Here is a 23,465-nt window from a genome sequence, read left to right on the forward strand (position 1 = left end):
GGCCGGCGGCATCAGCCTGGGGCGTGACGCCGGACGCGGGTCGTCCGCCCTCGACCACGACATCCTCCGCGAGGTGGTGGAGTCCCCCGACGTGGACCGGCTGGTAGTGACCGGTCGGGTGTCCCGGCACGCCCAGCCGTGGCTGGCCGACCACGCGTACGGGGGAGTGGTGCTCCTGCCCGGCGCGGCGTTCGTCGACCTCGCCCTCACCGTCGGCCACCTGGTCGGCTGCCCGGTCGTCGACGACCTGACCGTGGCGACGCCGATGGCGGTGCCCGAGCAGGGCGAGATCCCGGTGCAGGTCGTGCTGGAGCCGGGCGGCACCGCCGGTCAGCGGACGGTGAAGGTGTACTCCCGGACACCCGACGAAACCGGCTGGACCTGCCACGCCATCGGAAACCTGTCGGACCGGCAGCCGCCCCTGCCCCCGACCGAGCCGGTCTGGCCACCGGCGCACGCCACGCCCGTGGACACCGACGGCACCTACGACAGGCTCGCCGACCAGGGCTTCGAGTACGGGCCGGCGTTCCAGGGCCTGCATGCCGCGTGGCAGCGCGACGACGTCGTCGGCGCCGAGGTGGCGGTGGAGGAGGCCGGCCGCCACCGCGTGCACCCGGCCCTGCTGGACGCCTCCCTGCACGCGGCCACCCTGCTCGTCGCCGCCGGCCTGCCCTTCGCCTGGAGCGGCGTCGCGGTGTTCGCCACCGGCACCACGGCGGCCCGGGTGTGGCTGCGCCGTACCGGCGCGGACACCATCGCCGTCGCCGCGTTCGACCAGGCCGGCAGCCCGGTGTACGCGGTGGACTCCCTGACGCTGCGACCGGTGACCACGCAACAGTTGACCGCCGACACCGTGCTGCGGCGAGCGATGTTCCACGTGCGGTGGCAGCCGACGCCGGCCGGGCAGGAACCCACCGGGATCACGTTCGACGTACGGCGCTGCGGCGGCGCGAACCCGCGCGACGTGATCACCGACATCCTGCGGCAGGTGCAGCTATGGCTCGCCGAACGCCACGACGATCAGGAACGGCTCATGATCCAGACGGCCGGGGCGGTCGCGGCGACGGCCGACGACACGGTGTCCGACCTGGGTGCCGCGGGAGTCTGGGGACTGGTGCGCTCCGCCCAGTCGGAACACCCCGAACGTCTCGTCCTCGTCGACACCGACGGCACACACGACGACCGGGCGCTGAGCGCGGTGGTCGCCGCCGGGGAGAACCAGATCGCGGTCCGCGACGGCCGGATGCTGGTGCCCCGGCTGGCACGGACCCCGGTGCCCGCCGCCGCGGACGACGGACCGCTGGTGCCACCGGACGAGACGGTCGTCATCACCGGAGGTACCGGCGCGCTCGGCCGGCTGATCGCCCGCCATCTCGTCGTCGATCGTGGCGTGCGGAACCTGCTGGTGCTCAGCCGCAGCGGCCCGGAATCGCCCGCCGCCACGGAACTCGCCGAGCACCTCGGGGCACAGGTCGTCGCGGTCGACACCGCCGACCGCGACGCGCTGGCGCGTGTGCTCGTCGGTGTGCGGATCGGCGGGATCATCCACGCGGCAGGCATGCTCGACGACGGCGTGGTCGAGTCGATGACACCGGAGCGGATCGTCGCCGTGCTCCGGGCCAAGGTCGACGCCGCCGTCGCACTGCACGAACTGACCAGGGACCGACCACCGGCGTTCTTCACGATGTTCTCCTCCGCCGCCGGGATCCTCGGCAGCCCCGGCCAGAGCGCCTACGCCGCAGCGAACGCCACACTCGACGGCCTCGCGGTGCACCGCCGGTCGCTGGGGCTCCCCGCCCAGTCGCTGGCCTGGGGGCTGTGGGCACAGCACGACGGGATGGCGTCCGCGATGGACGCGACCGGCCGTGCCCGGGCCGACCGGGCCGGCGTCACGCCACTGTCCGCCGCCGAGGGAACCGCCCTGTTCGACGCCGCGCTGCGGACCGACGTACCCCTGCTCGTGCCCGCCCGTCTCGACGTGGCCGCGAACGACAACCCGTCGACCATGATGCGTGGCCTGCGCCCCGCACAGGTGCGCCGGAGCACCGATCAGCGCAACGTGCTGCATCGGCTGGCCGGGCTGTCGCCCGGGGAACAGCACCGGGTACTGGTCGACGTGGTACGCGGACACGCCGCAGCCGTCCTGGGTCACCCGGGCCCGGACGCCGTCGGCGCCGGGCGGGCCTTCAGGGACCTCGGATTCGACTCGCTGATGGCCGTCGAGCTGCGCAACCGGTTGCAGTCCGCGACCGGCCTGCGACTGTCGCCCACCCTGGTCTTCGACCATCCGAACCCCGAGGAACTGGCGGCCCATCTCCGCGCGGCGGCCGTCCCGGTGCAGGAGGCCGCACCGCCGCCCGTCCTGGAGACGCTGACCCGACTGGAATCGCAGCTCGCGTCCCTGGACCCGGACGACGGCATCCGACCACAGGTCACGGATCGACTCGGTCGTCTGCTGGCCGAACTCGGCGACCGGTCGACGCCGTCCGGAATCGATCTGACGAGCGCGTCACGGCAGGAGGTCCTCAAGCTGATCGACAGCAGGTTCGGCCTCTAGACCCCAGAAAGGCGAGGGACACCACATGGCGAACTCAGCACCGGTATCGACCGACGTCGGTCACATGTACGACGTGATGACCGAACTGTTCACCACGCTGCTCGACGGCAACATCCACGTCGGCTACTGGAGCGACGACGAGGACCAGACCTCCGTCGCCGAGGCAGCCACCCGCCTCACCGACATGGTGGTCGCACGCGTCGGTGCCGGCCCCGGCAGCCAGGTGCTGGACGTCGGCTGCGGAGCGGGCACCGCCTCGCTGCGGCTCGCCACCACACAGGACGGGACGGTGGTGACGGGAATCTCCGTCAGCCACGGGCAGATCGACACGGCCAGGGACCGGGCGCGGCAACTCGGCGTAGCCCACCGCGTACACTTCCGCTACGCTGACGCCATGAACATGCCGTTTGGACCCGGTATGTTCGACGGGGCCTTCGCCATCGAGTCCCTCATCCACATGCCGGACCAGGACCGGGCACTCCAGGAGATCGCCACCGTGTTACGCCCGGGCGCACGGCTGGTCATCGCCGACATCATCGACAGACACCCGGCGAGCGGCGCAGAGAAAGAGATCATCGACAATTTCTGTGCCGTGACACAGTGCCGGACCATCGCCGCGCTGCCCGACAGACTGGACCGGGCGGGCTTCGAGGTCGTCGAGTTCGACGACATCAGCACGAACGTGATGCGGGCGTTCGCGGTGCTGTCCGACCGCATGCGTGAGGTCCGGGCCGACTTCGTCGGCAGGATCGCGCCCGCGCACTTCGACCAGCTGGTCGAACTGTTCAGGCGGTTCAGCGGCGTCACCGCGGCCGGCTACGTCCTGGCGGTGGCCCAGCGCCGATGACCGTGGGGGGAAAGGGTTCATCCCATCGATCGGTGGGGAGTCACCAGGTGCTTTCCCGGCATCAGCTCGCCCTGCTCGCCTACCCGGCACCCGACGACGGGCACCCGACACCGTCCCACAGCCGGGCCGGGCTGATCGGCAGAGCAGCCGAGACCGAACTGCTCGACGCCCTGCTCCGCGGCCGCGAGCGCATCCCGGCCCTGCTGGTGAACGGCGAGATCGGCGTCGGCAAGACAGCGCTGCTCCGCGCCGCCGACGAACAGGCCCACCGGGCCGGTCGTCGCGTCGTGTGGGTCACCGGCGCACCCGCCGAAGCCGACCTTCCCTACTCGGGCCTGCACCAGCTCCTCTACGCCCTGCGCGCGGACCTCGGTCGTCTGCCCGCCCACCAGCGGGTCACCCTGTCACGCATCCTCGGGCACGCCGACGGCCCCACGCCCGACCGACTGTCGACCTGCGCGGCCACCCTGTCCCTGGTCACCGAGCTCGCCGACGACGGTGGGCTGGTGGTGCTGGTCGACGACGCCCAGTGGATCGACCGGGAGAGCACCGAACTGTTCGCCTTCGTCGCCCGCCGGACGTGTGGACTGGCCGGCCTGGTGCTGGTGGTCGCCGCCCGCCAACCCGGGCCGCTGCTCGCCGCCGCCGGGCCGTACGGCCGTCAGCTCGCGCCACTGTCGGACCACGACGCCGGCCTGCTGATCGACGCGTGGCACCCCACCCTGCACAGCCGCGTCCGACGCATCATCCTCGACCATGCCCGCGGCAACCCGCTGGCACTGATCGAGCTACCCAAGGCACTCAGCCAGGAGCAGCGGTGCGCGAGCATGCCGCTGCCGGTCCACCTGCCGGTCACCCCGAGGATCAGCGGGCACGTCGGCGCGCGGATCCGTGCCCTGCCCGAGCCGGCCCGACAGCTTCTGCTGGTCGCCGCACTCGACGAGAAGGCCCAGCTCGCGACGATCGCCGAAGCGACCGGCGAGACCGACGTCACGGCCCAGCTCTGCCCCGCCGAACGGCACCACCTCGTCACGATGGACACCGACCGGCTCCTCTTCACCCACCCACTGGTCCGGCTGACCACGATCGACCTGGCAACCCGGGGCGAGCTGCGCACCGCCCACCGCCAGCTGGCCGGGGTGACCAACGCCGACCAGGACGTCCGGGCCACGCACCTGGCGGCTGCGGCACTGGGCCCGGACGACACCGTGGCCGATGCCCTGGCGGCGGCCGGCGACCGCGCCGCCGACCAGGGCGTCCTCACCACGGCCACCGAGATGTTCGCCCGTGCCGCCGAGCTGAGCACCGCGCCGGCCGCCCGCGCCGAACGCCTGGGCATCGCGGCCCAACTGGCGTGCCGCGCCGGCTGGCTGCAATGGGCGAAACACCTCAACCCGGCCCCGGAGGAGTTCGGCGTCACCACCCACACCGCCGCCGTCAGCGCGTACCTCCTCTCCCTCGACGAGGGCGACGTGGACATGGCGCACCGTCGTCTCGTGCGGGTTTTCGACGACCCCAGCACCAGCGTGCCGATGCGCCGCATGGCGCTGGAGATGCTGTTCCACGTGTGTGTCCTCGCCGACCGGCCGGACCACTGGGCGGCCCTGGACGCCGTCCTCGCCCGCCCCGACTGCGCGTCGGCGGAGATCGTCCTGCGGTGCCGCGCGATCCTCTCCGGCCGGGACGGCGACGCCGCCACGATGCGTGAGCGGTTCCTGGAACTGCTCGACCGCTGGCCGACGACACCGGCGGAACTCACCGCCCTGTCCACGGCGTCCCTCTCCGCCACCGCCTCCGCCCTCGACGCGGTCACCGAACTGCTGCCGGTGCTGCGTGGTCTGCACGAGGCGCCGGCCGACAACCGGGGAGCACCGACGGCGAGGTTCGGACTGCACATGGAGATCCTGGACCGGTACCACTCGGGACGCTGGGACGAGGCGGAGACCCTGCTGCGGGAGAGCGCCACGGTGGCGGGCGTCAGTGGCCTGCGGACCCTGGAGGGCATCGCCCGGTGCCAGCGTGCGCTGCTGGCCGCGGTACGCGGTGAGACGGAGCAGGCGCTGGAGCTGACCGACGAGGTGCTGCGGTGGGCCGCACCACGCGGGATCGGCCTGGCGGTCATCCTGGCCCACCAGGCCCGGTCACTGGTGGCTCTGGGCACCGGCGACCATGAACAGGCCTATGCGACCCTGTCCAACATCGCCCCGGCAGGGGCGATGACCCGCCTGCCGGTCAGCGCCCGCCGCATCGTGTTCGACCTGGCCGACGCCGCCGCACACACCGGGCACGGCGCACAGGCGGCCGCATATCTGCACACGCTGCGCGACGGGGGCTTCGACCGGCTCTCCCCGCGGATGACCATGCTCACCCACGGGGCCACCGCGTTGCTCGCCCGGGACAGTCATACCGACGAGGCTTTCCGGCAGGCGTTGACCGCACCGGGACACGAACGCTGGCCGCTGGAGCACGCCCGGATCCGCCTCGCCTACGGTGAGCGGCTGCGACGCGCCAAGGAGATCGGCCCGGCCCGCGTGGAACTGGGCGCGGCACTGGAGGTCCTGGAGAGGCTCGGCGCCAGGCCGTGGGCGACCCGGGCCCGCAACGAGCTACGGGCCGCCGGTCTGGCCGTCGCCCGCCCCGCCGAGGGGCCGGCCGGGCTCACCGCGCAGGAGGAGTCCGTCGCCAGACTCGCGGCCCAGGGCCTGACGAACAAGCAGATCGCCGTCCGGCTGCGCCTGTCGGACCGTACCGTCAGCGGGCACCTCTACAAGGTCTACCCCAAGCTCGGCGTCACCTCACGGACCGGGCTGCGTGACGCCCTGGAGATACGAGCCGGATGGGATGCGGATGGCACAGCAGACTGAGTTCACCGAGGCCCTGCTCACCTACGTCCGGCAGGTCTCGCTGCGCGACGACGAGATCCTCGCCGACCTGCGTCGGGAGACCGCCACCCTGCCGATGGGCCGGGCGATGCAGATCATGCCGGAAGAAGGCCAGCTGCTGGCCCTGCTCGTCAGACTGACCGCGGCATCGCTGGCGGTGGTCGAGGTCGGGACCTTCACCGGCTACAGCACCCTGTGCATGGCCAGGGCGCTCCCACCCGGTGGCCGGTTGTTCACGGTGGACATCTCCGCCCGGTGGCCGATGATCGCCGTACCGTACTGGGAACGTGCCGGGGTGGCCGACCGCATCGAGGTACGCGTCGGTGCCGCGCGGGAGGTCCTGGCCGACCTGGAGAGCGAACTCGGGCCGGGCACGGTGGACCTCGTGTTCATCGACGCGGACAAGGCGGGCTACCCGGACTACTACGAGGCCGCGCTGCGACTCGTCCGCCGTGGTGGGCTGGTCGTCCTCGACAACACGGTGTTCTTCGGCCGGGTGGTCGACGAGGAACACCAGGACCGGGACACCGCCACCATCCGGGAGCTGAACGTCTCGCTGCTCGCCGACGACCGGGTCGACCTGGCGATGCTGTCCTTCGCCGACGGCCTCACGCTGGCGGTGAAGCGCTGAGGGACGTCGGATGCCGATCGACGGGCTCGGGCCGCCCCGGCAGGCCGCGCAGCCGTCGTCATGCGGTCCAGGTACGTACTCGGCGTGATCTACGGCGCGCAGGCCGGGAACCGCCGGCCATGCCGGAGCGGCTCCGAGTCAGCCGGCGCGGCGGTAGTGCACGATCAGCGCGCCGTTGCGCAGCGGCTCCGCCGAGAGCAACTCGAGCCGGCGCGTGCCGGGCAGCCCACCCTGGTGCAGGGTCGGACCGTGGCCGGCGATCCGGGGTTGGACCATCATCCGGTACTCGTCGATCAGGTCCAGCCGGTCCAGCTCGGTCGCCAGCCTGCCGCTGCCGAGCAGCACCCCGGCCGGATTCGCGTCCTTGAGGCGCTGCACGCTCTCGCGCAGATCACCGGTGACGTGGTGGCTGTTGGTCCACGGGAAGTCCGTGCGTGTCGACGACACCACGTACTTGGGCTTGCCCTCCAGCTTGGCCGCCCACTCGCGCAGCGCCGGGGGTGCCTCCACGTCGCCGCGGGCGACGGCCGGCCAGGCACTCTCCATCATCTCGTAGGTGACGCGCCCCCACAGCATCGCCCCGTTCTCGTCCATGAGCCGGGTGAAGAAGGCGTGCGTCTCGTCGTCCGCGATCCCCTCCTCGTGGTCGACACAACCGTCCAGGGTGACGTTGAGGCTGAAGGTCAGGATTCCCATGATCGGCGAGTCTAGTGTCCCGACGTCGTCGATCCGGGCACGATCGGCACCTCGGACCCGTGTCGGGGCACTGTCAGTGTCGAGACGCCGTGGCCGCAGCCCCGCCACGCGCCATCATCCGGAGCGCGAGAGTGGCCATGAGCCGCGCGGGCACCATGCACATCAGGACGGTGGCCACCTTGTTGCGGCCCCCGTCGACCACGGCCGGTCCGGTGCCCTCCAGCGCGGCGAGCACCGTGCGCGCAACCTGAGCGGGCTGACGCTTGTCACGTCCCGGCCGAGGGTTCATCGGCGTCTGGGTCTGCCCGGGACTCACCGCCACCACCCTGACGCCGCTGGCCCGGGTCTCGGCCCACAACGCCCGGGTGAACGAGAGGACGTAGGCCTTCGAGGCCGCGTAGGCCGCCATGACCGGCGCCGGCGTGTAGGCGCCGGTGCTGGCGATGTTGACCACCGAGCCGTGTCCGCGGTGGACCATGCCGGCGACGAGGAGGGTGGTCAGCTCGGTCAGGGCACCGACGTTGAGGTCCACCAGTTGACGCAACCTGGTGGGGTCGCTGTCCGCCACCATCGCCCGCGCGCCCACGGCGGCGTTGTTGACCAGCACCTCCACCTCGACACCCGCCTCGCGCAGGATCTCCATCAGGTGGCGGGGAGCGCCGGGTCGGTCGAGGGCGAGCGCGACGCTCAGCACGGTGACGCCGTGCCGCTCACGCAGGTCGGCGGCGGTCCTCTCCAACTGCCCGGCGTCGCGGGCGACCAGCACCAGGTTCGCCCCACGGCTGGCGAACTCGTCCGCGATCGCCGCGCCGATGCCGCTCGACCCGCCCGTGACGAGGACGTAGCGGTCCTTCATGTCGGATGCGGTTGTCATGCCGCTCACGCTAGACACTGACATCAGTGTCAAGGTCAAGATGCGCCGGGAGGTGCCCGTCGCTACGCGCGACCTGGGGGAACGTGGTGAACGGGAGCGGCCGTGCCCCGGGACGGCACGGCTATGTCAGCGGGCGAGGCGGCACCGGACAGGTAGCTGTCCAGCATCTCCCGTCGCTGTCCGATCAGGCGCTCCTGCTGGGCCAGCCGGTCACGGATCTGCCGGACCCGTTCGTACAGCGCGGAGCAGTCGCCGGTGGGATGCCGGCCGCTGGAGCACGGGAGGATCTCCCGAATGACCTCCGACGGTACTCCGGCACCGTAGAGATCCTGGATGAAGGCGACCCGGAGCACCGCCTGCTCGTCGTACTCCCGGTATCCGTTGCCGAGGCGGACGGCGGTCAGGAGGCCCTGCTGCTCGTAGTAGCGCAGCGACCGGGCGCTCACGCCGGTGCGCCTGGCGAGTTCACCGATCCGCATCCGACCCCCCGGTCAACCCTGACATCCGTGTGAACGTCAAATCTAGCGCTAGCCACGCGACCCGTGCCGAGCTGCCCGCCTCCGGAGCCGTGACAGGAGCCGGCTCGCCGGCCCGTCGTCCACCGCCCTCGGCGTCGCCGACTGCCACCTCCGACCAGTCCGCCGGATCGTCGGTGTCGTCTGCTCACCGTGATGCCTCAGATCCAACAGATCGGGCGGGCTCGACGGGTGGGCGGGGAGGAATCCGCTAGTTACCTTCTGTGAGTGGATGTTGACGACCTGTCCGCCGGCAGTGGCGGCCTCGCTTCCTTTCTTTCGCCGACCGACTGGGCTGCAATGTGCTCGCTCGGCTCTCGGTGCCTCATGGCCGCCGACTACCTGTTGTTCCGACAGGGTGATGAGGGAGAGCACGCATATGTGATCCTCAGCGGCGCAGTCAAGGTAGTTCGGGGCGAAGCAATGGGGAAGAGCGCGATCCTGACGATCCGCGGGGCTGGCGACGTCGTGGGAGACCTTGCCGTGATAGACGGCGGCCGCCGCTCGGGCACCGTCTCGACGCTGACCCCGATGGTGGTCCGGGTGGTCCCAGGGGGGAGTTTCAAACGGTTCATCGAACGACCGTCCGTCACCGCCGCGTACGCCCGCTACACCGTCAACCGCCTCCGACAGTCTGACGTCCAGCGGACCGAGATCGCTGTCCTTCCGGTGCGACAGCGCCTAGCGCGAGCACTGCTGCGACTCTACGTGACAGCTGACGCCGCCGGTGGTCAACGCGCCTTCGAGCTGCCGCAGCAAGATCTGGCAGAGCTGATCGGGGCGTCCCGGAACGCCGTCGTCCTCGCGCTCGGGATTCTCCGCGCGGAAGGCGTACTCGACACCCATCGCATGCGGGTGTCGATCCTCGATGTCGATGCACTGCACCGGCTGGCCGGATGACGTGGCTGATAGCCACGTCACCTCCGCTGTGCACAGTGGTGGGCAGTGCTACCTCAGCAGGCAGGACACGATTGCCTTTCAATCGATCGCCGGTGAAGGGAACGCGACATGGAGCAGTCACCACCGTTCGAGCAGTCCCGCCCGCTACCGCCGTACCGCGCGGTGCTGGCGGTCGACGCGAAGGGCTTCACGGACCTGCCCGGCTGTACCCACGAGAACATCTCCCGCACCATTCACCGGCTCGTCGGGGAGGCGATGCGGGACGCCGGGCTCGACGCGGAGTGGTCGAGTCCCGACTTCTACGGCCCCACCGGGGACGGCCTTGCCGTGGGCCTGCCCACCCGGGTACTTCCGTATCTCGTCCATCCCTTTCCGGCCAAGCTCCAGGATCGTCTCGACGACCACCGGCGCCGGCACCTGGGGGAGGAGCCTCTGCGGTTGCGGGTGAGCCTGCACGTGGGTCCGCTACCGACCGACTCGGCGGCGGTGGGTCAGGGTGGCAATGGGACGGCACGTAACGAGACGCACCGACTGTTGGACTCCGGGGTGGTCAAGAGCGCGCTCATGGACGCCAAGCCGCGCATCACCCTGGTCGCCATGATTGTCTCGGACCGGGTCTTCCACGACGTGATCAGTGCTGGTTACTCCGGTCTGCACCCGGACCACTTCGTCGATGTGGAGGCCCGGGTGGAGGGCAAGGCATTCGTGCAGCGTGCATGGCTGCACCTACCTACTCCGTCCGGCGCCTGGCCGGCTGAACGGACGAACGAGGCGGATGCCGACCCGGAGTCCCACGACCCGGTAGGTGTCGAAAGCCGGTCGCCGCAACAGCCAACCAGCACCAACTATGGGCAGATGGTCGGGGGCGGGACCGTGCACGGCGGGATGCACCAGTCCTTCGGTGGTAGTCCCGGCGGGAGCCGGCTGTGAGCCCCGAGGAGACCGTCGCTCTCGCCGACGACGACCGGATCGAGGAGGCCCTCTACCCGGAGGCTTTCAGCGGCATCAACGTCGGGCAGATGGTCACCGGCGGCACTGTGCACGGCGGTGTGCACCAGACTTTCGTCGAGAACAAGCTGATCACAGAAGCCATCCGCCGGCACCATCTGCTGCGGGCCTATGTGGAGCAGGTCGTGCAGTCACTCGCGCCGCGCAGATACCACCTGCCCAGCCAGGAGCAGGATCTCACTCTCGACCGAGCCGCCGCAGCCCGCCTCGTCGGCTCCCAGCCGTGGGTGGTGCTACTGGGGCCGGCCAACTCCGGGCTGCGGACGGCTGCGGTCGCGCTGCTGTTCGAGTCGAGTCAGGCCGAGCGGCGGTTGGAGGAGATCCTGATCGACGAGGAGCGGGGCCGCCCGTTCGCTGCCGCAGAGCTTCCGGCGGAGCGGGGGGTGACATACCTGTTGTGTCTGCCCGACCAGCGGGAGCGGGTGATTCCCGACCTGAGGCGCCGTTTGCAGGCCTACGCCGCGCACCTGGCAACCCTGGAGGCGAATCTGGTGGTCACGGCGACCCCCGCTGTCTGGGCTGCCGCCGGCGGCGGCGGGACCGTTTCCATCCTTCAGGTTCCGCCCCCAGACCTCGCCGAGGTGGTACGTCGCGAGTGCGCAGTGCACGATGTCGATGCTTCATCCATCGTCAGCAATCCCACCATCTGCGACTTGCTGACCGGGGCCACGGTGACGGACGCCATGCGGCTTACCGGAATCATCGTGACCGCGCGCCGTAACCATCCCGAGCGTGATGCGACGAAGCTCGTCGAGGAGGTGTGTGGGGCCTACGGCGACTGGGACGACGTCCTGGCCGATTGGTTCGGTGCAGTCAGTAGTGTGCGGCAGCGGCTGTTCCTGGTCGCAGCCGCTCTGCTCGAGGGAGAGCCACCGGCAGAGGTACTGGACGTGGTCCACTCGCTCGGGCAGACCCTCGGTGACCTGTCCTCTGACCGCTCGGACGGGCTTGCGGAAACCGGACTACGGGCGTTGATGAGCGAGATCAAAGCTCAGGCGGTCAACGGTGAGCTCCGGTTCGAGCGGGCGAACTACGGCACGGCAGTGCTGACCTTCCTGCACAGTGACCGCTCTGCCAACTTTCACAAGAAGCTGTGGAAGTGGGCTATGGACCTGCCGCTGCGGCGCAACGACCACCGGCAGACCCGGCTGGCGGAACGAGTTGTCGGAAATCTGGTGGCCATCGTGTTGCGGAGCCGGGACACCCGCCCGCTGGTGTCGCTGAGTCACTGGGCCGGACGGCCGAATCTGCGGCCCCACGTGGTGCAGGCGCTGACAGCCACGGCCGTGAGTGACGAGGTGGGGGCTGACGTGCGGAGCTTGCTCTATCGCTGGTCGCGGCTGGAGCGTGCGAGTGATCAGTCCCTGTGTGCCATCGCCGAGGTTTGCTCAGGTGAACTCGCCCAGCTCTATCCACGGGTGTCACTGACCCGGCTGAGTCACATCGCCCACCGTGACTCTCCGGTCGTCCGGGATGCCATCGTGACGGCGATGAGTCGCCTCTGGGAGATACCCCGGCTACGTCGTCGGATCGTCGACGTGGTTACCAACTGGTCCGAGGGTGAACCCGGCGGTCGTACCGCTACCGCATGGGCGGTGTTCGCGGCGCTCGCCCGTAGTGAGGCCCATCCCGTGTTGGTGACCTGGCATGACGAGTCGTCGCGTACGAGGCTTGTCGGGCTGGTGGCCCGACTTTTCGATCAGGCCGAGGTCGATGAGGCCCGCGCGGAGTTCGGCGAGAGTCTGCTCGATGCGGCGCTCCTGTCCGAGGCCAGTCGGATCCGCATCGTCGAGTTCCTCGAGGACGTGGTGCGGCATGGGGACGGCGGGACGCGCCGTCTCGTGCGCCTCTCCAAGCTGACGTTCGCCTGGCAACCGGTTGGTCGCGACATGACCAGCCCCGATCGACGCGACGTGCGGGACCACGTCGTCGAGCGCTTGCACCAGGTTGATCCACTCACCGTAGGAGCATGAGATGCGTGATCTCTGGCGGGGCATTTCCCGGGATTGGACGTCCGGGAGTGAGAAGCCGCCTCCCATGCCGACCCCGTCAGATACGTTCGAGGCCACGTTGCCCAGCGCGCTGCCCGGTGCGAACTTTCAGGCAGAGGTGACCGTTGAGTGGCGGGGACGTGAGCCGGAGGCCGAGGCGAAGATTCGCGCCTTCGTCTGGGACCATCTCGCCCGGTGGGCTGCCGCCCGGCGTGTCACAGTTGCCAGTCACCTGGCTGACCTGATCAATGCCAGAGGCGTCACCGAGACCCCCGTGCCGCAGACCTGCCTGGTCCTCACCCGGCTGCACGTCCGGATCGCCGTGCCCGCCGAGTCGCTTGCCGTGACCACCGCCTGGGAGGTTGCCGAACGACGTGCGACCCTGGAGAAGCAGCGTCGCACAGACGAACTGCATCAGCTCCGGTGGCTGCGTGACGAGATCTTCGCCAGGCCCGACATGGCGCGGATGTACTGGCATCTTCACCATCCAGCCGATCTCCGGTCCATGACGGACGCCACGTTCGATCAGATCGCCGCTCAACTAGGCGGTGATGAGCGTGTTGTCTCACCCCAGGCCGAGGAAGACCCGATCAGTGTGCTCATCGGAAAGTTCCTCGCCGGGCTCGGCGCGGACGAGCGTCGGCACCTGATCGGCCAGCTCGATCGGGTGTTCCGTAGCTTCGACCGTACGGACCTCGCCGGCCAGCTGGGTGATCCGCATGACAGGGTCGGGTCGTGACCGGGAAGCTCCGGACCTCCGGATTGCAGTGCGACGCGGGGTGGAACGCACTCCAACAACTCCACGAGACGATTCGTTTCGCCGACGTGAAGGCGGCTGCTGTCCTTGCAGCTGCCGGGCTCCTCGGTGGCAGCTTGTGGTCTGGCCAGGACGCCCTGACTGTGACAGGCTCGGCCTGGTCGCCGGTACTCCCGGTGATGTCTGCGGTGGCGGCTGCGACGAGTGCGCTTCTCGCGCTGCACACGCTGATGCCGCGACGACAGGCCGCTGCGTCGGAGCCTCTGCAACACTTCGCGTACGTAGCCGAGCACTACGGGCGCAACAGCCAGGGATTCATCGACGTCTGGCTGGCCACCACAGTCGATGAAGACGCCACCGCGAGGATGCTGGCGGGACACGTCTGGGCGGCGCACATGGTGGCAAGTCGCAAGTTCGTCTATGTCACGTGGTCGATCCGACTTCTGGTGCTCGGAGTGTTGGCCTGGCTCGTGGCCGGGCTGGTCTGACGGGTCATCGGATGTCGCCGAGTTCCGGGGTTACTCCGCATACGCGGGGAGTAGTCCCAGATTCGTAGGGCCACATATGAGCATTCCGAATCACCCCCGCATGCGCGGGGAGCAGTCTGGCCGCCCTCGGCCCGGCCCCGGGAGGATCACCCCCGCATGCTCGGGGAGCAGGACATCACCTGCCTCGCAGCGGGGGTCGCGGGGGGATCACCCCCGCATGCTCGGGGAGCAGCTGCCGATGGTGCTGTGCCGAGTCGTACCGGTAGGATCACCCCCGCATGCTCGGGGAGCAGCGCCGTTGTTGTCGCCGGAGACGGGGGGGTCGCGGATCACCCCCGCATGCTCGGGGAGCAGGCAGCAGCCGGGTACGGGGATCGGCAGCACCAGGGATCACCCCCGCATGCTCGGGGAGCAGGCAGCAGCCGGGTACGGGGATCGGCAGCACCAGGGATCACCCCCGCATGCTCGGGGAGCAGACTAACTGACCTGGGGTGCTAAAGATCAACTGCGCAGATTTCGTTCACTTTGGCTGACAGTCCGTTCATGTGGTCGGTGAGGCGTAGCTGATTGAGGTCGCAGCTGCCGTACAGGATCTTAGCCAATGCGGGTCCGGTGACGGAGTCAATGACATGGGCCGCGCGACCGGTGAGGATACGAGGCGGTCAGCGGCGTTGGTTGCCACAGGCAGCCCCCGACTGTGATCGTCATGGGTGCTACGTGTCGTGTAGCCGTGCCACGGACGGATCTGCCGCTCGGGATGAACGGACGCCGCGCGTACGCCGGGTGCCGTACAAGGAGGACGACCAAGTCCGCCACGGCTGCCTGCGGCGGCGCGATGCGACTGGCCCGGCGGGAGCTGCTGTCCCAGGCCGTTCCCGGCGACGGTCCCTCCGGAGCCGTGACCGCCGCCTGCCGGGGCGTGGTCGACCTGTGTCGTCGAGGCGGGTTAGCATCGCCGACGGCACGATCGTGCGAGGTGCCCCGCGGGTGCGGGGAGAATCGGGAAGCCGGTGTGAATCCGGCACGGGCCCGCCGCGGTGACCGGGGAGCGACCGTCCAGGCGCGAGGAGCGCAGCCACTGGCCGTACGGCTGGGAAGGCGGACGGGTCGACGTCGATCCGGGAGTCCGAAGACCGGCCTCGCGTCGACCGCCCACCCACCGGGGTGGGCCGAGCGCAGCGGGAGCCTGCCTGTGGAACTCTATGACGCCATTCATCGCCGCCGGGACGTCCGGGCGCAGTTCACCGGGGAGCCGGTGCCGGCCGACACCCTGAACCGGGTCCTCGACGCCGCTCATGCCGCGCCCAGCGTCGGCTATTCGCAGCCGTGGGACTTCGTCCTGGTGCGGGATCCGGCCGTCCGTCAGCGGTTCCACCGGCACGTACAGGTCGAGCGGGCGGCGTTCGCGGCCACTCTGGACGGCTCGGCGGCCGAGCGGTTCGCCGGAATCAAGATCGACGGGGTGCTGGAGTCGACGCTGTCAATCGTGGTGACCTATGACCCCGGGCGCGGGGGTCCGGCCGTGCTCGGGCGGCACACCATCGCCGACGCCGGTCTGTACTCGGTCTGTCTGGCCATCGAGAACCTCTGGCTCGCTGCCACCGCCGAGGGGTTGGGTGTCGGGTGGGTGTCCTTCTACCGGGAGCCGTTCCTCGCCGAACTGCTGGGTGTGCCGGCTGGTATCCGGCCGGTGGCCTGGCTCTGCATCGGCCCGGTCACCCACCTGGCGGCGGTGCCCGACCTGGAACGGCACGGGTGGCGGCGGCGCAGGCCCCTCGCCGAGGCGGTGCACCACGACCGTTGGCGGCAGCGGGTGGCTGATGGACCGAACAGCTAATCCAGGTACGCCTGTGCGGCGGCTAAGCTGGTGTAGCAGTGAGTTACTTCTCGATCACCGTGGGAGGAGTTTCATGCGTACCACCGTCAAGGTCCTGGCCGCTTCCGCCCTTGCCACCGTGAGCCTCGCCGCTGCCGGGGCCGCCCCGGCCCTCGCCGCCGCCCCGGCGCCGTTCTGCGAGTCCGGCGCATCGCAGTTCTACTGCGACGCCAGCAGCACCGGCACGACGACCTGGAGCATCACCTGGTACTCCGGCAGCGTCGGCACCTTCACCACCGCCGGTCCGACCCTCGTCGCCGCCTGCCCGGCCAGCAACCTCGGGCACCCCGTGCGGGCCAGCTACAGCTACTACGACGGCAGCACCACCCAGTACAGCGGCACCACCCAGTTCATCTGTCGCAGCGGCCCCTGGCAGTGAGCCGTCCGGCGTACGCGCGGCTCACGCGTACGCCGGACAGGCTCCGGTACTCCAGGCCGCCGGAGTCACGGCGGCCGTCTCCACGGGGCTGATCCGGCATGGCGTCGCGCGACCGAACGACGCCGTGCCGGCGGCTCTGCGGAATCCCGCGCCGCGACGGCCTGTCACGGGGTGTCCGGAGGTGACGTAGCGGACGTTCGTCGCCCGGTACCGTACGGGCGTGGCGCGGGTACTGCTGACCGGCATGTCGGGCGTGGGCAAGACCACGGTGCTCGGTGAGTTGCGTCGCCGGGGTTTCCGCACCGTCGACACGGACTACGGTGGCTGGGAGCTGCCCGACGGGACCTGGGACGAGCACCGGATGAGCGGGTTGCTCGCCCGGCATCGCGAGTTGGTCGTGTCCGGGACGGTGGACAACCAGGTCCGCTTCTACCATCGCTTCCAGCACATCGTCCTGCTCAGCGCACCGTTGGAGGTCCTTCTCCGACGGGTCGCCCACCGGAGCAACCCCTATGGGAGGACGCCTGAACAGCGCGCGGAGATCGCCAGGTACGTGCACACCGTAGAGCCGCTGCTGCGACGTGGCGCCACCGTGGAACTCGACGGCCGTCGGGAGGTTTCCGAGCTGGCCGACGCGGTCGAAAGCCTGGTCAGAGAAGTGTGCTGATCGGGTGCGACAGGGCGGCGGTGATCCGTCGTCCCCCGGCTGTCACCGTCCGGGTCGCTGCCCTGGCTCCTCGTCGGAGGCGGGCGCCGGGCTCGCGTCGAGGTGGGCGGCGATGCGCTCCGGGAGCGGATAGGCCTGCTCGACGGGCAGGGAGGCTGCGGCGGCCCGGTCGTCGCCCCGGTGCAGCAGGTCCCGGATCCGTTCGACGGCGGGGCTGATGTCCGTGACGGCGACAGTCCAGTCGTCGACGTACCGGTCGACAGCCGCGCCGGACAGGCCGAGCTGGAGCGAGCCGGACCGGCCCGCCGCCTCGACCGACCGCGGTGTCCGCGACCGCCGCCGGAGGCGTGTCGCAGCTGTCTCCGGGGTGGCTCAGGTTGTGGAGGAGTACTCAGCGTGCAGTGTGGCGTACGGCCGCCGTTGGTGGGGAGGGCATCGGTTCACGCCCATACCGATCTCGGCGCAGCAGTGTGTCTCCGGGGCGCGGGCGCGGTGTGCGGGACACTCCTCGGCCAGGGCGCGGACCTGGTCGGCTTCCAGCTCGAACGCCTCGCGGCTGCCGGTGAGCACCAACGTGTCGGCGGCGACGTCCCACCGAAGATGATCACGAAACCCGTGGTGCCGGGTCTTCCGGTGGTCGCCGACCGACCGCGACGGCCATGCGCGGTCGGACAGCACGACGGTGTGCGGCCTGCCGGCCCCGAGGCGGGAGCGGACCTGCTTCCATCGTGACGGCGGGAACGCGAGACGGTGGTGCAGCAGCACCATGTCGAGCGGACGTCCCCAGGCATGGTCGACGGGCGGCTCCCGGTGGCGGAGCGGAAGGTAGACGATCGTGTGTGGCGACCGGCCAGCCAGGCCCCAGGCCAGGGCTAAGGTCGCGGCAGTGTCCTTGTCGAGGCAGAACTGGGCTCCGAGACGCCCCTCGTAGAGACCGGCGAACCTCGGTGCCCTTGCCGGCCGGACGATCCGGTACCGGTGGCACCCGAGCTGCACCGTGCTGATCAACACCGGCCAGCTACGCCCGCCCAACCGTTGGACCATTCCAGCCGTGCCCCTCGCCCCATCGCCTGTCCGCCTTCTGGTGAGCATTGTCGCCGGGACGCGGGTGCCGGGGCGACGGAGTTTCCCGACGACGCGGAGCCCATCGACACGCGGTGTGTCCAGGCACTAGCGTTCCCGGGCATGGAGCCCCGGATGGTCCAGGTGGGATCGGCGGCGTTGCACGTGGGGGTCACCGGTCGAGGGCCGGACGTCGTCGTCCTGAGCGGTGGTCCGGGCTGCGTGCAGTACCTGGAGAGGGACGGGCTCGCGCCGCGGGGTCACCGGGCCTGGTACCCCGAGCCTCGCGGTGTCGGCCGGTCGGCCGGTGGTCCGCACACCATGGAACAGGCGATCGCCGATCTTGAGGGTATCCGTGTCGAGGTCGGTGTCGCCACCTGGACCGTCCTCGGCCACTCGTGGGGTGGTGACCTCGCGGTGCGCTACGCCGTCGACCATCCGGGGGCGGTGGCCGCGGTGGTGAGCGTCGCCGGCAGGGGACCGCAGTGCGACCGGACCTGGTTGGCGGCGTACGAGGCCGGTCGGGCGTCCCAACCGGTGGTGGACATCGCCTGGGTACCCGGGGTCCACGCCGCGCTGGGGGAGTCGTTCACCGAGTGGATCCACCGGCCGGACCTGTGGCGCGGGCTGGCTACCTGCGCCGTGCCGATGCACTTCATCGCGGCCGGCGACGACATCCGCCCGTCGTGGCCCCTGGCACAGCTCGCCGCACTCGTGCCGCGGGGAAGGTTCTCGACGGTTCCGGGTGTGCCGCACGACTTCTGGTCCACCCACCCCGAGGTCTGGACCGCGACCGTCACCGACGCCTGCACCGGCCAGTGATCCGGGCGGAGGGCGGTCCGCCCGGTCGGGGAACCGTCGACCGGAGCGACGCCGGGGACGCCGGGGACGCCGGGAGCGGGTGCCCGCCGGGCCGGAAGGTCTCGGGCGTCCCCGTGACGCCGGTCACGGCAGCGCGGTGGTCGGGCTGACCGACTCGCCGTCCACCAGGATCGTCACCCGCTCCGGGTAGAACGCGGTCAGTCCGGCGATGTTGGCCACCTCGGGCAGCGGCTCGGGGTAGAACCAGGCGATGGAGCGCCCCGCCGGTCCGGGTACGTCGCGCAGCGACCAGTACGAGGCGGTTCCCTTGTAGGGGCAGCGGGTGTGGTGGTCCGAGGGGATCAGCAACTCCCGGGCCAGGTCGTCCGCCGGGATGTAGTAGCGGGTGGGCAGGCCGGTCTCGAAGAGGAGCACCGGGCGGCGGGTGTCGGCGAGGACGACGTCCCGGTGTCTCACCACCACGTGTCGGGAACTGGACACCGCGTCGACCCGGGAGAACGGATCCCGGGGGTGCACGAACACCTCTTCGTCCTCCTCGTACCACCGCTCGATGCCCTGGCCGAACCACTCCCGCCAGGCCAGGCACACGGTCTCGGAGAAGAGGTCCCCCGGGTAGGTCCACGCGGCGTTGTGCAGGGTCAGCCCGCCGACGGCCAGGTCGTGGAAGCTGCTCCCGGCCCGGGTGCCGGGGTCCGGGGGCTGGGCGGCGGGCCGCAGTGTCGCACCGACCAGGTCGGCCAGCGGAAAGACCCAGAAGGGCACCGGCAGGCCGGGTTCCCAGACGAGCATCGGCCGCCGGCTGTCCACGACGACGACGTCACCGATGCTGCCCCGGACCCGGCGTTCACTGTGGTGGTAGGTGAGCCGGTCCCCGGGTGGGGCGAAACGTGGTACGGGCTCGAGCATGGTGACCCCCTCGGCACACGTGTCTCGTCACGTGTCCGTTCCGTCGTCGTGGCTGGTGTCGTCGAGTCTCTACCGCCGTCCCGGGTTCCGCCACGTCCCCCGGGTCCGCCGCCGGGTTCGGCGGCGGACCCGGGGCGGGCGGGGCTCAGCCCCGGTGCTCGACGCGGCGGGGGAGCAGGAAGCTCGCGGCGATGGCCAGTGCGAACACGACGATCTGGTAGACCAGCGCGCGTACCGTGGCCTCCTGGTACGCGGTGCGGTTCGCGGTGAACTGCAGCTCGTCGTGCCGGTCGGCGACGTCCGCGCCGGACTGCGACGACACGGCGCGGCAGACGTCCAGGTCGGCGATCGGGTTGGCGGCCTTGATCCGTTCGGTGAGACAGGAACGGGCGTCGTCGGCGGCGGACTCGGCCGTCGCCACCGGCACCCCCCGGGCGGTCAGCTCGTCCCGGACCGTGTTCTGCAGGTCGTCGCCGACGGCGGAGGACTGGACCGCCAGGGCGATGAAGAAGACCATGCTGCTCAGGGCGATGCCGATGGCGGCACCCATCTGCTGCACGGTGTTGAAGACCCCGGAGGCCGCGCCCGCGCTGTCCAGCGGCACGTCGTTGAGGGTGTACGTGAGCAGCGGAGCGAAGGTCATGCCCATGCCCGCGCCGCCGAGGACGAGCCCGGGGGCGAGCGCCCAGGGATTGGCGGCGTCGACCTGGTTGATCACCGTGATCAGGATGACCATCGACGCGATCAGCATGGTCAGTCCGAGTTGCAGGCCGAGCCGGCCGATCTTCGGGGTGATGCGGCGGGCGGAGATGGCGGTGAACAGCGGGACGGCGAAGCCCCACATGATGCCGATCAGGCCCGCCTTGATCACCGAGAAGCCCTGCCCGAACTGCAGGTAGAGGGTGTTGACCAGGAAGAACGGCATGACGCCGCTCATGAACAACAGCGAGACGGCGAGGCCACCCCGGAAGGAACGGTGGGAGAACAGCGACATCGGGATGAGCGGGGATTCCGTGCGTCGGCGTTGCACCGCGACCAGTACGGCGAAGGTCACGACCGAGGCGGCCAGGCTGACCAGGGTCCACGCCGGCCAGCCCTGCTCCGGGCCGGTGATCAGCGGGAACACCAGCAGGAGCATGCCGATGCCCACCAGGGCGGCACCGGTGACGTCCAGGCGTTGGGCGGATTTGCCCTTGGACTCGGGGACCAGCTTGGCGGTGATCAGGAGACACACCACGGCGATCGGGATGTTCACCAGGAAGACCGTGCGCCAGGTGAGGTTGGCGACGTTGACGGCGGTGAGCAGGGCGCCCACGATCGGGCCGGCCACCGTGCCGACGGCGAAGACCACGCTCAGCCCGGCGAAGGCCCGGCCCCGCTCGGCCGGCGGGTACATGACCTGGAGGATCGACAGCACCTGCGGGACCATGAGCGCGCCCATGCCGCCCTGGAAGAAGCGGGCCAGGATGAGCTGCTCGGGGTTGTCGGCGATGCCGGCGATGAGCGAGGCGGTGGCGAACCCGATCATGCCGATGATGAAGATGCGCTTACGGCCGTAGATGTCGCCCAGCCGGCCACCGGTCACCAGCATGGTGGCGAAGGCGAGGGCGTACCCGCCCACCATCCACTGCATGTTCGAGCCGGTGGCGCCGATGTCCTCCTGGATGGTCGGCAGGGCCACGTTGACGATCACGATGTCGAGCAGGTCGAGCAGCAGGCCGACCAGGACGGCGAAGAGCGCGATGGCCCGCGCCCGGCCGGCGATCGGAGCCGGCTCGGCGGCCGGCTCCGCGGCCGGCGTCGCAGGCGTCTCCGCGGGACTGGGGGACGGTCGCGTCCTCGGTGGTGTCATTCGCGTACCTTCCATGATCGTTCTTTCGGGTTTCGGCCGGCTGGGAAGGGGGGCGACCAGCGCGGACACCGCTGCCACTTCGGTTGCTGAGAGACAGGCTATCTGCGGCGTGTAGGAGTGTCTATCAGAGATGCCCGCTAGTGTCCTACGAGTCTTTTATGGGATTCTGCAAAGACACGTACGACCGGTGATGCCGACGCGAGGAGCACACGATGGGAATGAGCGAACCCCCCACCCACCTGGTGCCCGAGCCGGCACTGTGGATCGGCGGGGACCGGGTGGTGGAGTCCTCGGGCGGCCGGGCGGAACACGTCTACGCCGCGACCGGGCGGCCGACGACCGAGGTGGTGCTCGCCGGGCCGGCCGAGATCGACCAGGCGGTAGCCCTGGCCCGGGAAAGCCTGCCCGGGTGGCGGGACAGCTCGGCCGAGGTGCGGCGCGACACGCTGCTGCGGCTGGCGGACCTGTTGCTCGTGCACGCCGAACCCCTCGCCGCGCTGCAGAGCCTGGAGATCGGCCTGCCGATGCAGCTCGCCCGGCGGATGCCGGCGTTGGCGGCCGACCACGTGCGGTACTACGCCGGGTGGTGCGACAAGATCGGCGGCGAGGTGGTGCCCACCTGGCCCGGCCGCAGCCTGGACTACACCCTCGACGAGCCGTACGGCGTGGTGGCCGGGATCATCCCGTGGAACGGCTCGCTGATGTCGATGGCACAGCTGCTCGGGCCGGCGCTGGCGGCCGGTAACGCCGTCGTGGTCAAGCCGTCGGAGCTGGCGCCCTTCGTCGGCCAGCGGTTCGTCGAGCTGGCGGTGGAGGCGGGGGTGCCGCAGGGCGTGGTGGTGGTCGTGCCCGGGGGACCGCCGGCGGGAGCGGCCCTGGCGGGGCACCCCGGCGTCGACAAGGTGCACTTCACCGGCAGCGCGGCCACCGGCCGGCAGGTGCTCGCCGAGGCGGCCCGGCACCTGACCCCGGTGGCGTTGGAACTGGGTGGCAAGTCGCCGCACGTCATCTTCGACGACGCCGACCTCCGGTCGGCGGCGCGGTACGCGATGAGCGGCGTGGTGGCCCTGTCGGGACAGGGCTGTGCGAACGGCACCCGGCTGCTGGTGCACTCGGCCGTCCGAGAGCAGGTGCTCCAGACGCTGACCTCGCGGCTGCGCCGGATCCGGGTGGGCGACCCCGCCGACGAGACGACCGTGATGGGTCCGGTGGTCTCCCGGCGGGCGTGTGAGCGGATCGTCGGGGTGATCGACCGTGCCCGGCTGTCCGGGGCGCGGTTGCTGACCGGCGGCGGGCGTTGTGGCGGGGATCTCGCCGACGGTTTCTTCGTGGAGCCGACGGTCTTCGTCGACGCCGACGGCGACGGCGAGCTCGTCCAGGAGGAGGTGTTCGGACCGGTGTTGGCGGTGTCGAGCTTCGACACCGAGGAAGAGGCGGTGCTGCTGGCCAACGCCACCCGGTACGGCCTGGGAGCGTACCTGCACACCAACGACCTGCGCCGTGCCCACCGGGTCAGCCGGGTCGTGGCGGCCGGCAGCGTGTGGGTGAACGGGGCACCGGGTCTGATGCCGTCGGCGCCGTTCGGCGGAGTGAAGCAGAGTGGTTCCGGGCGGATCGGCGGCGTCGCCGGCCTGCGTGAGTTCCTCCGACCGAAGAACGTGTGGATGTCGGTGTGAGCGCCGCCACCGATACGTGATCCCAACGACAGGAGGAGACTTCGGGACGTGGTTTTCTGGTGTCGCTCATACGTGAAGT

Annotated in this window: 20 protein-coding genes, 1 pseudogene, 1 CRISPR repeat array and 1 riboswitch (1 of these 23 running past the window's edge); of the genes and pseudogenes, 14 read left to right on the forward strand and 7 right to left on the reverse strand. The window is 70.4% G+C overall.

Annotated elements, in window-relative coordinates; genetic code table 11:
- The 4 genes in view from O7625_RS18020 to O7625_RS18035 are tightly spaced (at most 47 nt apart) and all read left to right on the forward strand, a layout consistent with a single transcriptional unit that may run on beyond the window.
- A protein-coding gene (locus O7625_RS18020; protein WP_282340080.1) for a type I polyketide synthase crosses the window boundary here: on the forward strand, positions 1-2,557 show its end. Its footprint begins 2,657 nt before the window's first position; the window shows 2,557 of its 5,214 coding nt (coding positions 2,658-5,214); its start codon lies off the left edge, out of view; it ends in the stop codon at positions 2,555-2,557.
- A gap of 25 nt (positions 2,558-2,582) precedes the next feature.
- The gene (locus O7625_RS18025) at positions 2,583-3,404 is read left to right on the forward strand and encodes a methyltransferase domain-containing protein (RefSeq protein ID WP_282340081.1); all 822 of its coding nucleotides are present in this window, start codon (positions 2,583-2,585) and stop codon (positions 3,402-3,404) included.
- Positions 3,405-3,451: 47 nt separating this feature from the next.
- Positions 3,452-6,268 carry a LuxR family transcriptional regulator gene (locus O7625_RS18030; protein WP_282340082.1) on the forward strand — a complete coding sequence of 939 codons (2,817 nt, stop codon included), beginning with the start codon at positions 3,452-3,454 and terminating at the stop codon, positions 6,266-6,268.
- Complete coding sequence (locus O7625_RS18035) at positions 6,252-6,917, forward strand: class I SAM-dependent methyltransferase (protein ID WP_282340083.1); 666 nt, start codon at positions 6,252-6,254, stop codon at positions 6,915-6,917. The genes O7625_RS18030 and O7625_RS18035 overlap by 17 nt, the downstream gene beginning before the upstream one ends.
- A gap of 138 nt (positions 6,918-7,055) precedes the next feature.
- Here O7625_RS18035 and O7625_RS18040 read toward each other — a convergent pair whose 3' ends face one another.
- The 3 genes from O7625_RS18040 to O7625_RS18050 form a co-directional block, all read right to left on the reverse strand.
- Complete coding sequence (locus tag O7625_RS18040; RefSeq protein ID WP_282340084.1) at positions 7,056-7,613, reverse strand: dihydrofolate reductase family protein; 558 nt, start codon at positions 7,611-7,613, stop codon at positions 7,056-7,058.
- Positions 7,614-7,686: 73 nt separating this feature from the next.
- A complete protein-coding gene (locus tag O7625_RS18045; protein WP_282340085.1) occupies positions 7,687-8,487 on the reverse strand; it encodes an SDR family NAD(P)-dependent oxidoreductase in 801 nt (266 codons plus the stop codon).
- Between the two features lie 62 nt (positions 8,488-8,549).
- Positions 8,550-8,966: a MerR family transcriptional regulator gene (locus O7625_RS18050; protein WP_282340086.1), complete on the reverse strand. Its 417-nt coding sequence runs from the start codon at positions 8,964-8,966 to the stop codon at positions 8,550-8,552.
- Positions 8,967-9,230: 264 nt separating this feature from the next.
- Here O7625_RS18050 and O7625_RS18055 point away from each other — a divergent pair, with 264 nt between their 5' ends.
- The 8 genes from O7625_RS18055 (at position 9,231) to O7625_RS18090 (ending at position 17,068) form a co-directional block, all read left to right on the forward strand.
- Positions 9,231-9,902 (forward strand): Crp/Fnr family transcriptional regulator, encoded by a 672-nt coding sequence (locus O7625_RS18055; protein WP_282340087.1) that lies wholly within the window; start codon positions 9,231-9,233, stop codon positions 9,900-9,902.
- A 108-nt stretch (positions 9,903-10,010) separates the two neighbouring features.
- The gene (locus O7625_RS18060) at positions 10,011-10,832 is read left to right on the forward strand and encodes a hypothetical protein (protein WP_282340088.1); all 822 of its coding nucleotides are present in this window, start codon (positions 10,011-10,013) and stop codon (positions 10,830-10,832) included.
- Positions 10,829-12,883 (forward strand): hypothetical protein, encoded by a 2,055-nt coding sequence (locus O7625_RS18065; protein WP_282340089.1) that lies wholly within the window; start codon positions 10,829-10,831, stop codon positions 12,881-12,883. Before O7625_RS18060 ends, O7625_RS18065 begins: the two co-directional genes overlap by 4 nt.
- Position 12,884: 1 nt before the next feature.
- Entirely contained in the window at positions 12,885-13,640 is a 756-nt protein-coding gene (locus O7625_RS18070; RefSeq protein WP_282340090.1) for a hypothetical protein, read from the forward strand.
- Positions 13,637-14,146: a Pycsar system effector family protein gene (locus tag O7625_RS18075; RefSeq protein WP_282340091.1), complete on the forward strand. Its 510-nt coding sequence runs from the start codon at positions 13,637-13,639 to the stop codon at positions 14,144-14,146. Before O7625_RS18070 ends, O7625_RS18075 begins: the two co-directional genes overlap by 4 nt.
- Before the next feature lie 26 nt (positions 14,147-14,172).
- A CRISPR array of direct repeats spans positions 14,173-14,622; the repeat unit is 28 nt; unit sequence GGATCACCCCCGCATGCTCGGGGAGCAG.
- 481 nt (positions 14,623-15,103) lie between these two features.
- A riboswitch (cobalamin riboswitch) is annotated at positions 15,104-15,303 on the forward strand.
- A gap of 35 nt (positions 15,304-15,338) precedes the next feature.
- The gene (gene bluB, locus O7625_RS18080; RefSeq protein WP_282340092.1) at positions 15,339-15,983 is read left to right on the forward strand and encodes a 5,6-dimethylbenzimidazole synthase; all 645 of its coding nucleotides are present in this window, start codon (positions 15,339-15,341) and stop codon (positions 15,981-15,983) included.
- A 73-nt stretch (positions 15,984-16,056) separates the two neighbouring features.
- Positions 16,057-16,401: a hypothetical protein gene (locus tag O7625_RS18085; RefSeq protein WP_282340093.1), complete on the forward strand. Its 345-nt coding sequence runs from the start codon at positions 16,057-16,059 to the stop codon at positions 16,399-16,401.
- A gap of 220 nt (positions 16,402-16,621) precedes the next feature.
- On the forward strand, positions 16,622-17,068 hold the full coding sequence (locus tag O7625_RS18090; RefSeq protein WP_282340094.1) for an AAA family ATPase: 447 nt from the start codon (positions 16,622-16,624) through the stop codon (positions 17,066-17,068).
- A 42-nt stretch (positions 17,069-17,110) separates the two neighbouring features.
- Here the strand turns inward: O7625_RS18090 and O7625_RS18095 are convergent.
- Together O7625_RS18095 and O7625_RS18100 are read right to left on the reverse strand one after the other, a co-directional pair.
- A pseudogene (locus O7625_RS18095) lies at positions 17,111-17,359 on the reverse strand (DUF4291 family protein); the annotation flags it as partial.
- Positions 17,360-17,440: 81 nt separating this feature from the next.
- Entirely contained in the window at positions 17,441-17,836 is a 396-nt protein-coding gene (locus tag O7625_RS18100) for a hypothetical protein (RefSeq protein ID WP_282340095.1), read from the reverse strand.
- A gap of 429 nt (positions 17,837-18,265) precedes the next feature.
- On the opposite strand from O7625_RS18100, the gene O7625_RS18105 reads away from it, so the two are divergent.
- A complete protein-coding gene (locus tag O7625_RS18105) occupies positions 18,266-18,952 on the forward strand; it encodes an alpha/beta hydrolase (protein WP_282340096.1) in 687 nt (228 codons plus the stop codon).
- A 123-nt stretch (positions 18,953-19,075) separates the two neighbouring features.
- On the opposite strand, the gene O7625_RS18110 is transcribed toward O7625_RS18105, so the two are convergent.
- Both O7625_RS18110 and O7625_RS18115 read right to left on the reverse strand, forming a co-directional pair.
- A complete protein-coding gene (locus O7625_RS18110) occupies positions 19,076-19,858 on the reverse strand; it encodes a DUF427 domain-containing protein (protein ID WP_282340097.1) in 783 nt (260 codons plus the stop codon).
- 145 nt (positions 19,859-20,003) lie between these two features.
- Complete coding sequence (locus O7625_RS18115; protein WP_282340098.1) at positions 20,004-21,710, reverse strand: MFS transporter; 1,707 nt, start codon at positions 21,708-21,710, stop codon at positions 20,004-20,006.
- Between the two features lie 218 nt (positions 21,711-21,928).
- On the opposite strand from O7625_RS18115, the gene O7625_RS18120 reads away from it, so the two are divergent.
- Positions 21,929-23,386: an aldehyde dehydrogenase family protein gene (locus O7625_RS18120; RefSeq protein WP_282340099.1), complete on the forward strand. Its 1,458-nt coding sequence runs from the start codon at positions 21,929-21,931 to the stop codon at positions 23,384-23,386.
- Positions 23,387-23,465 lie beyond the last annotated feature (79 nt).

Source organism: Micromonospora sp. WMMD714 (genome assembly GCF_029581315.1).
Classification (GTDB): Bacteria; Actinomycetota; Actinomycetes; order Mycobacteriales; family Micromonosporaceae; genus Micromonospora; species Micromonospora rifamycinica.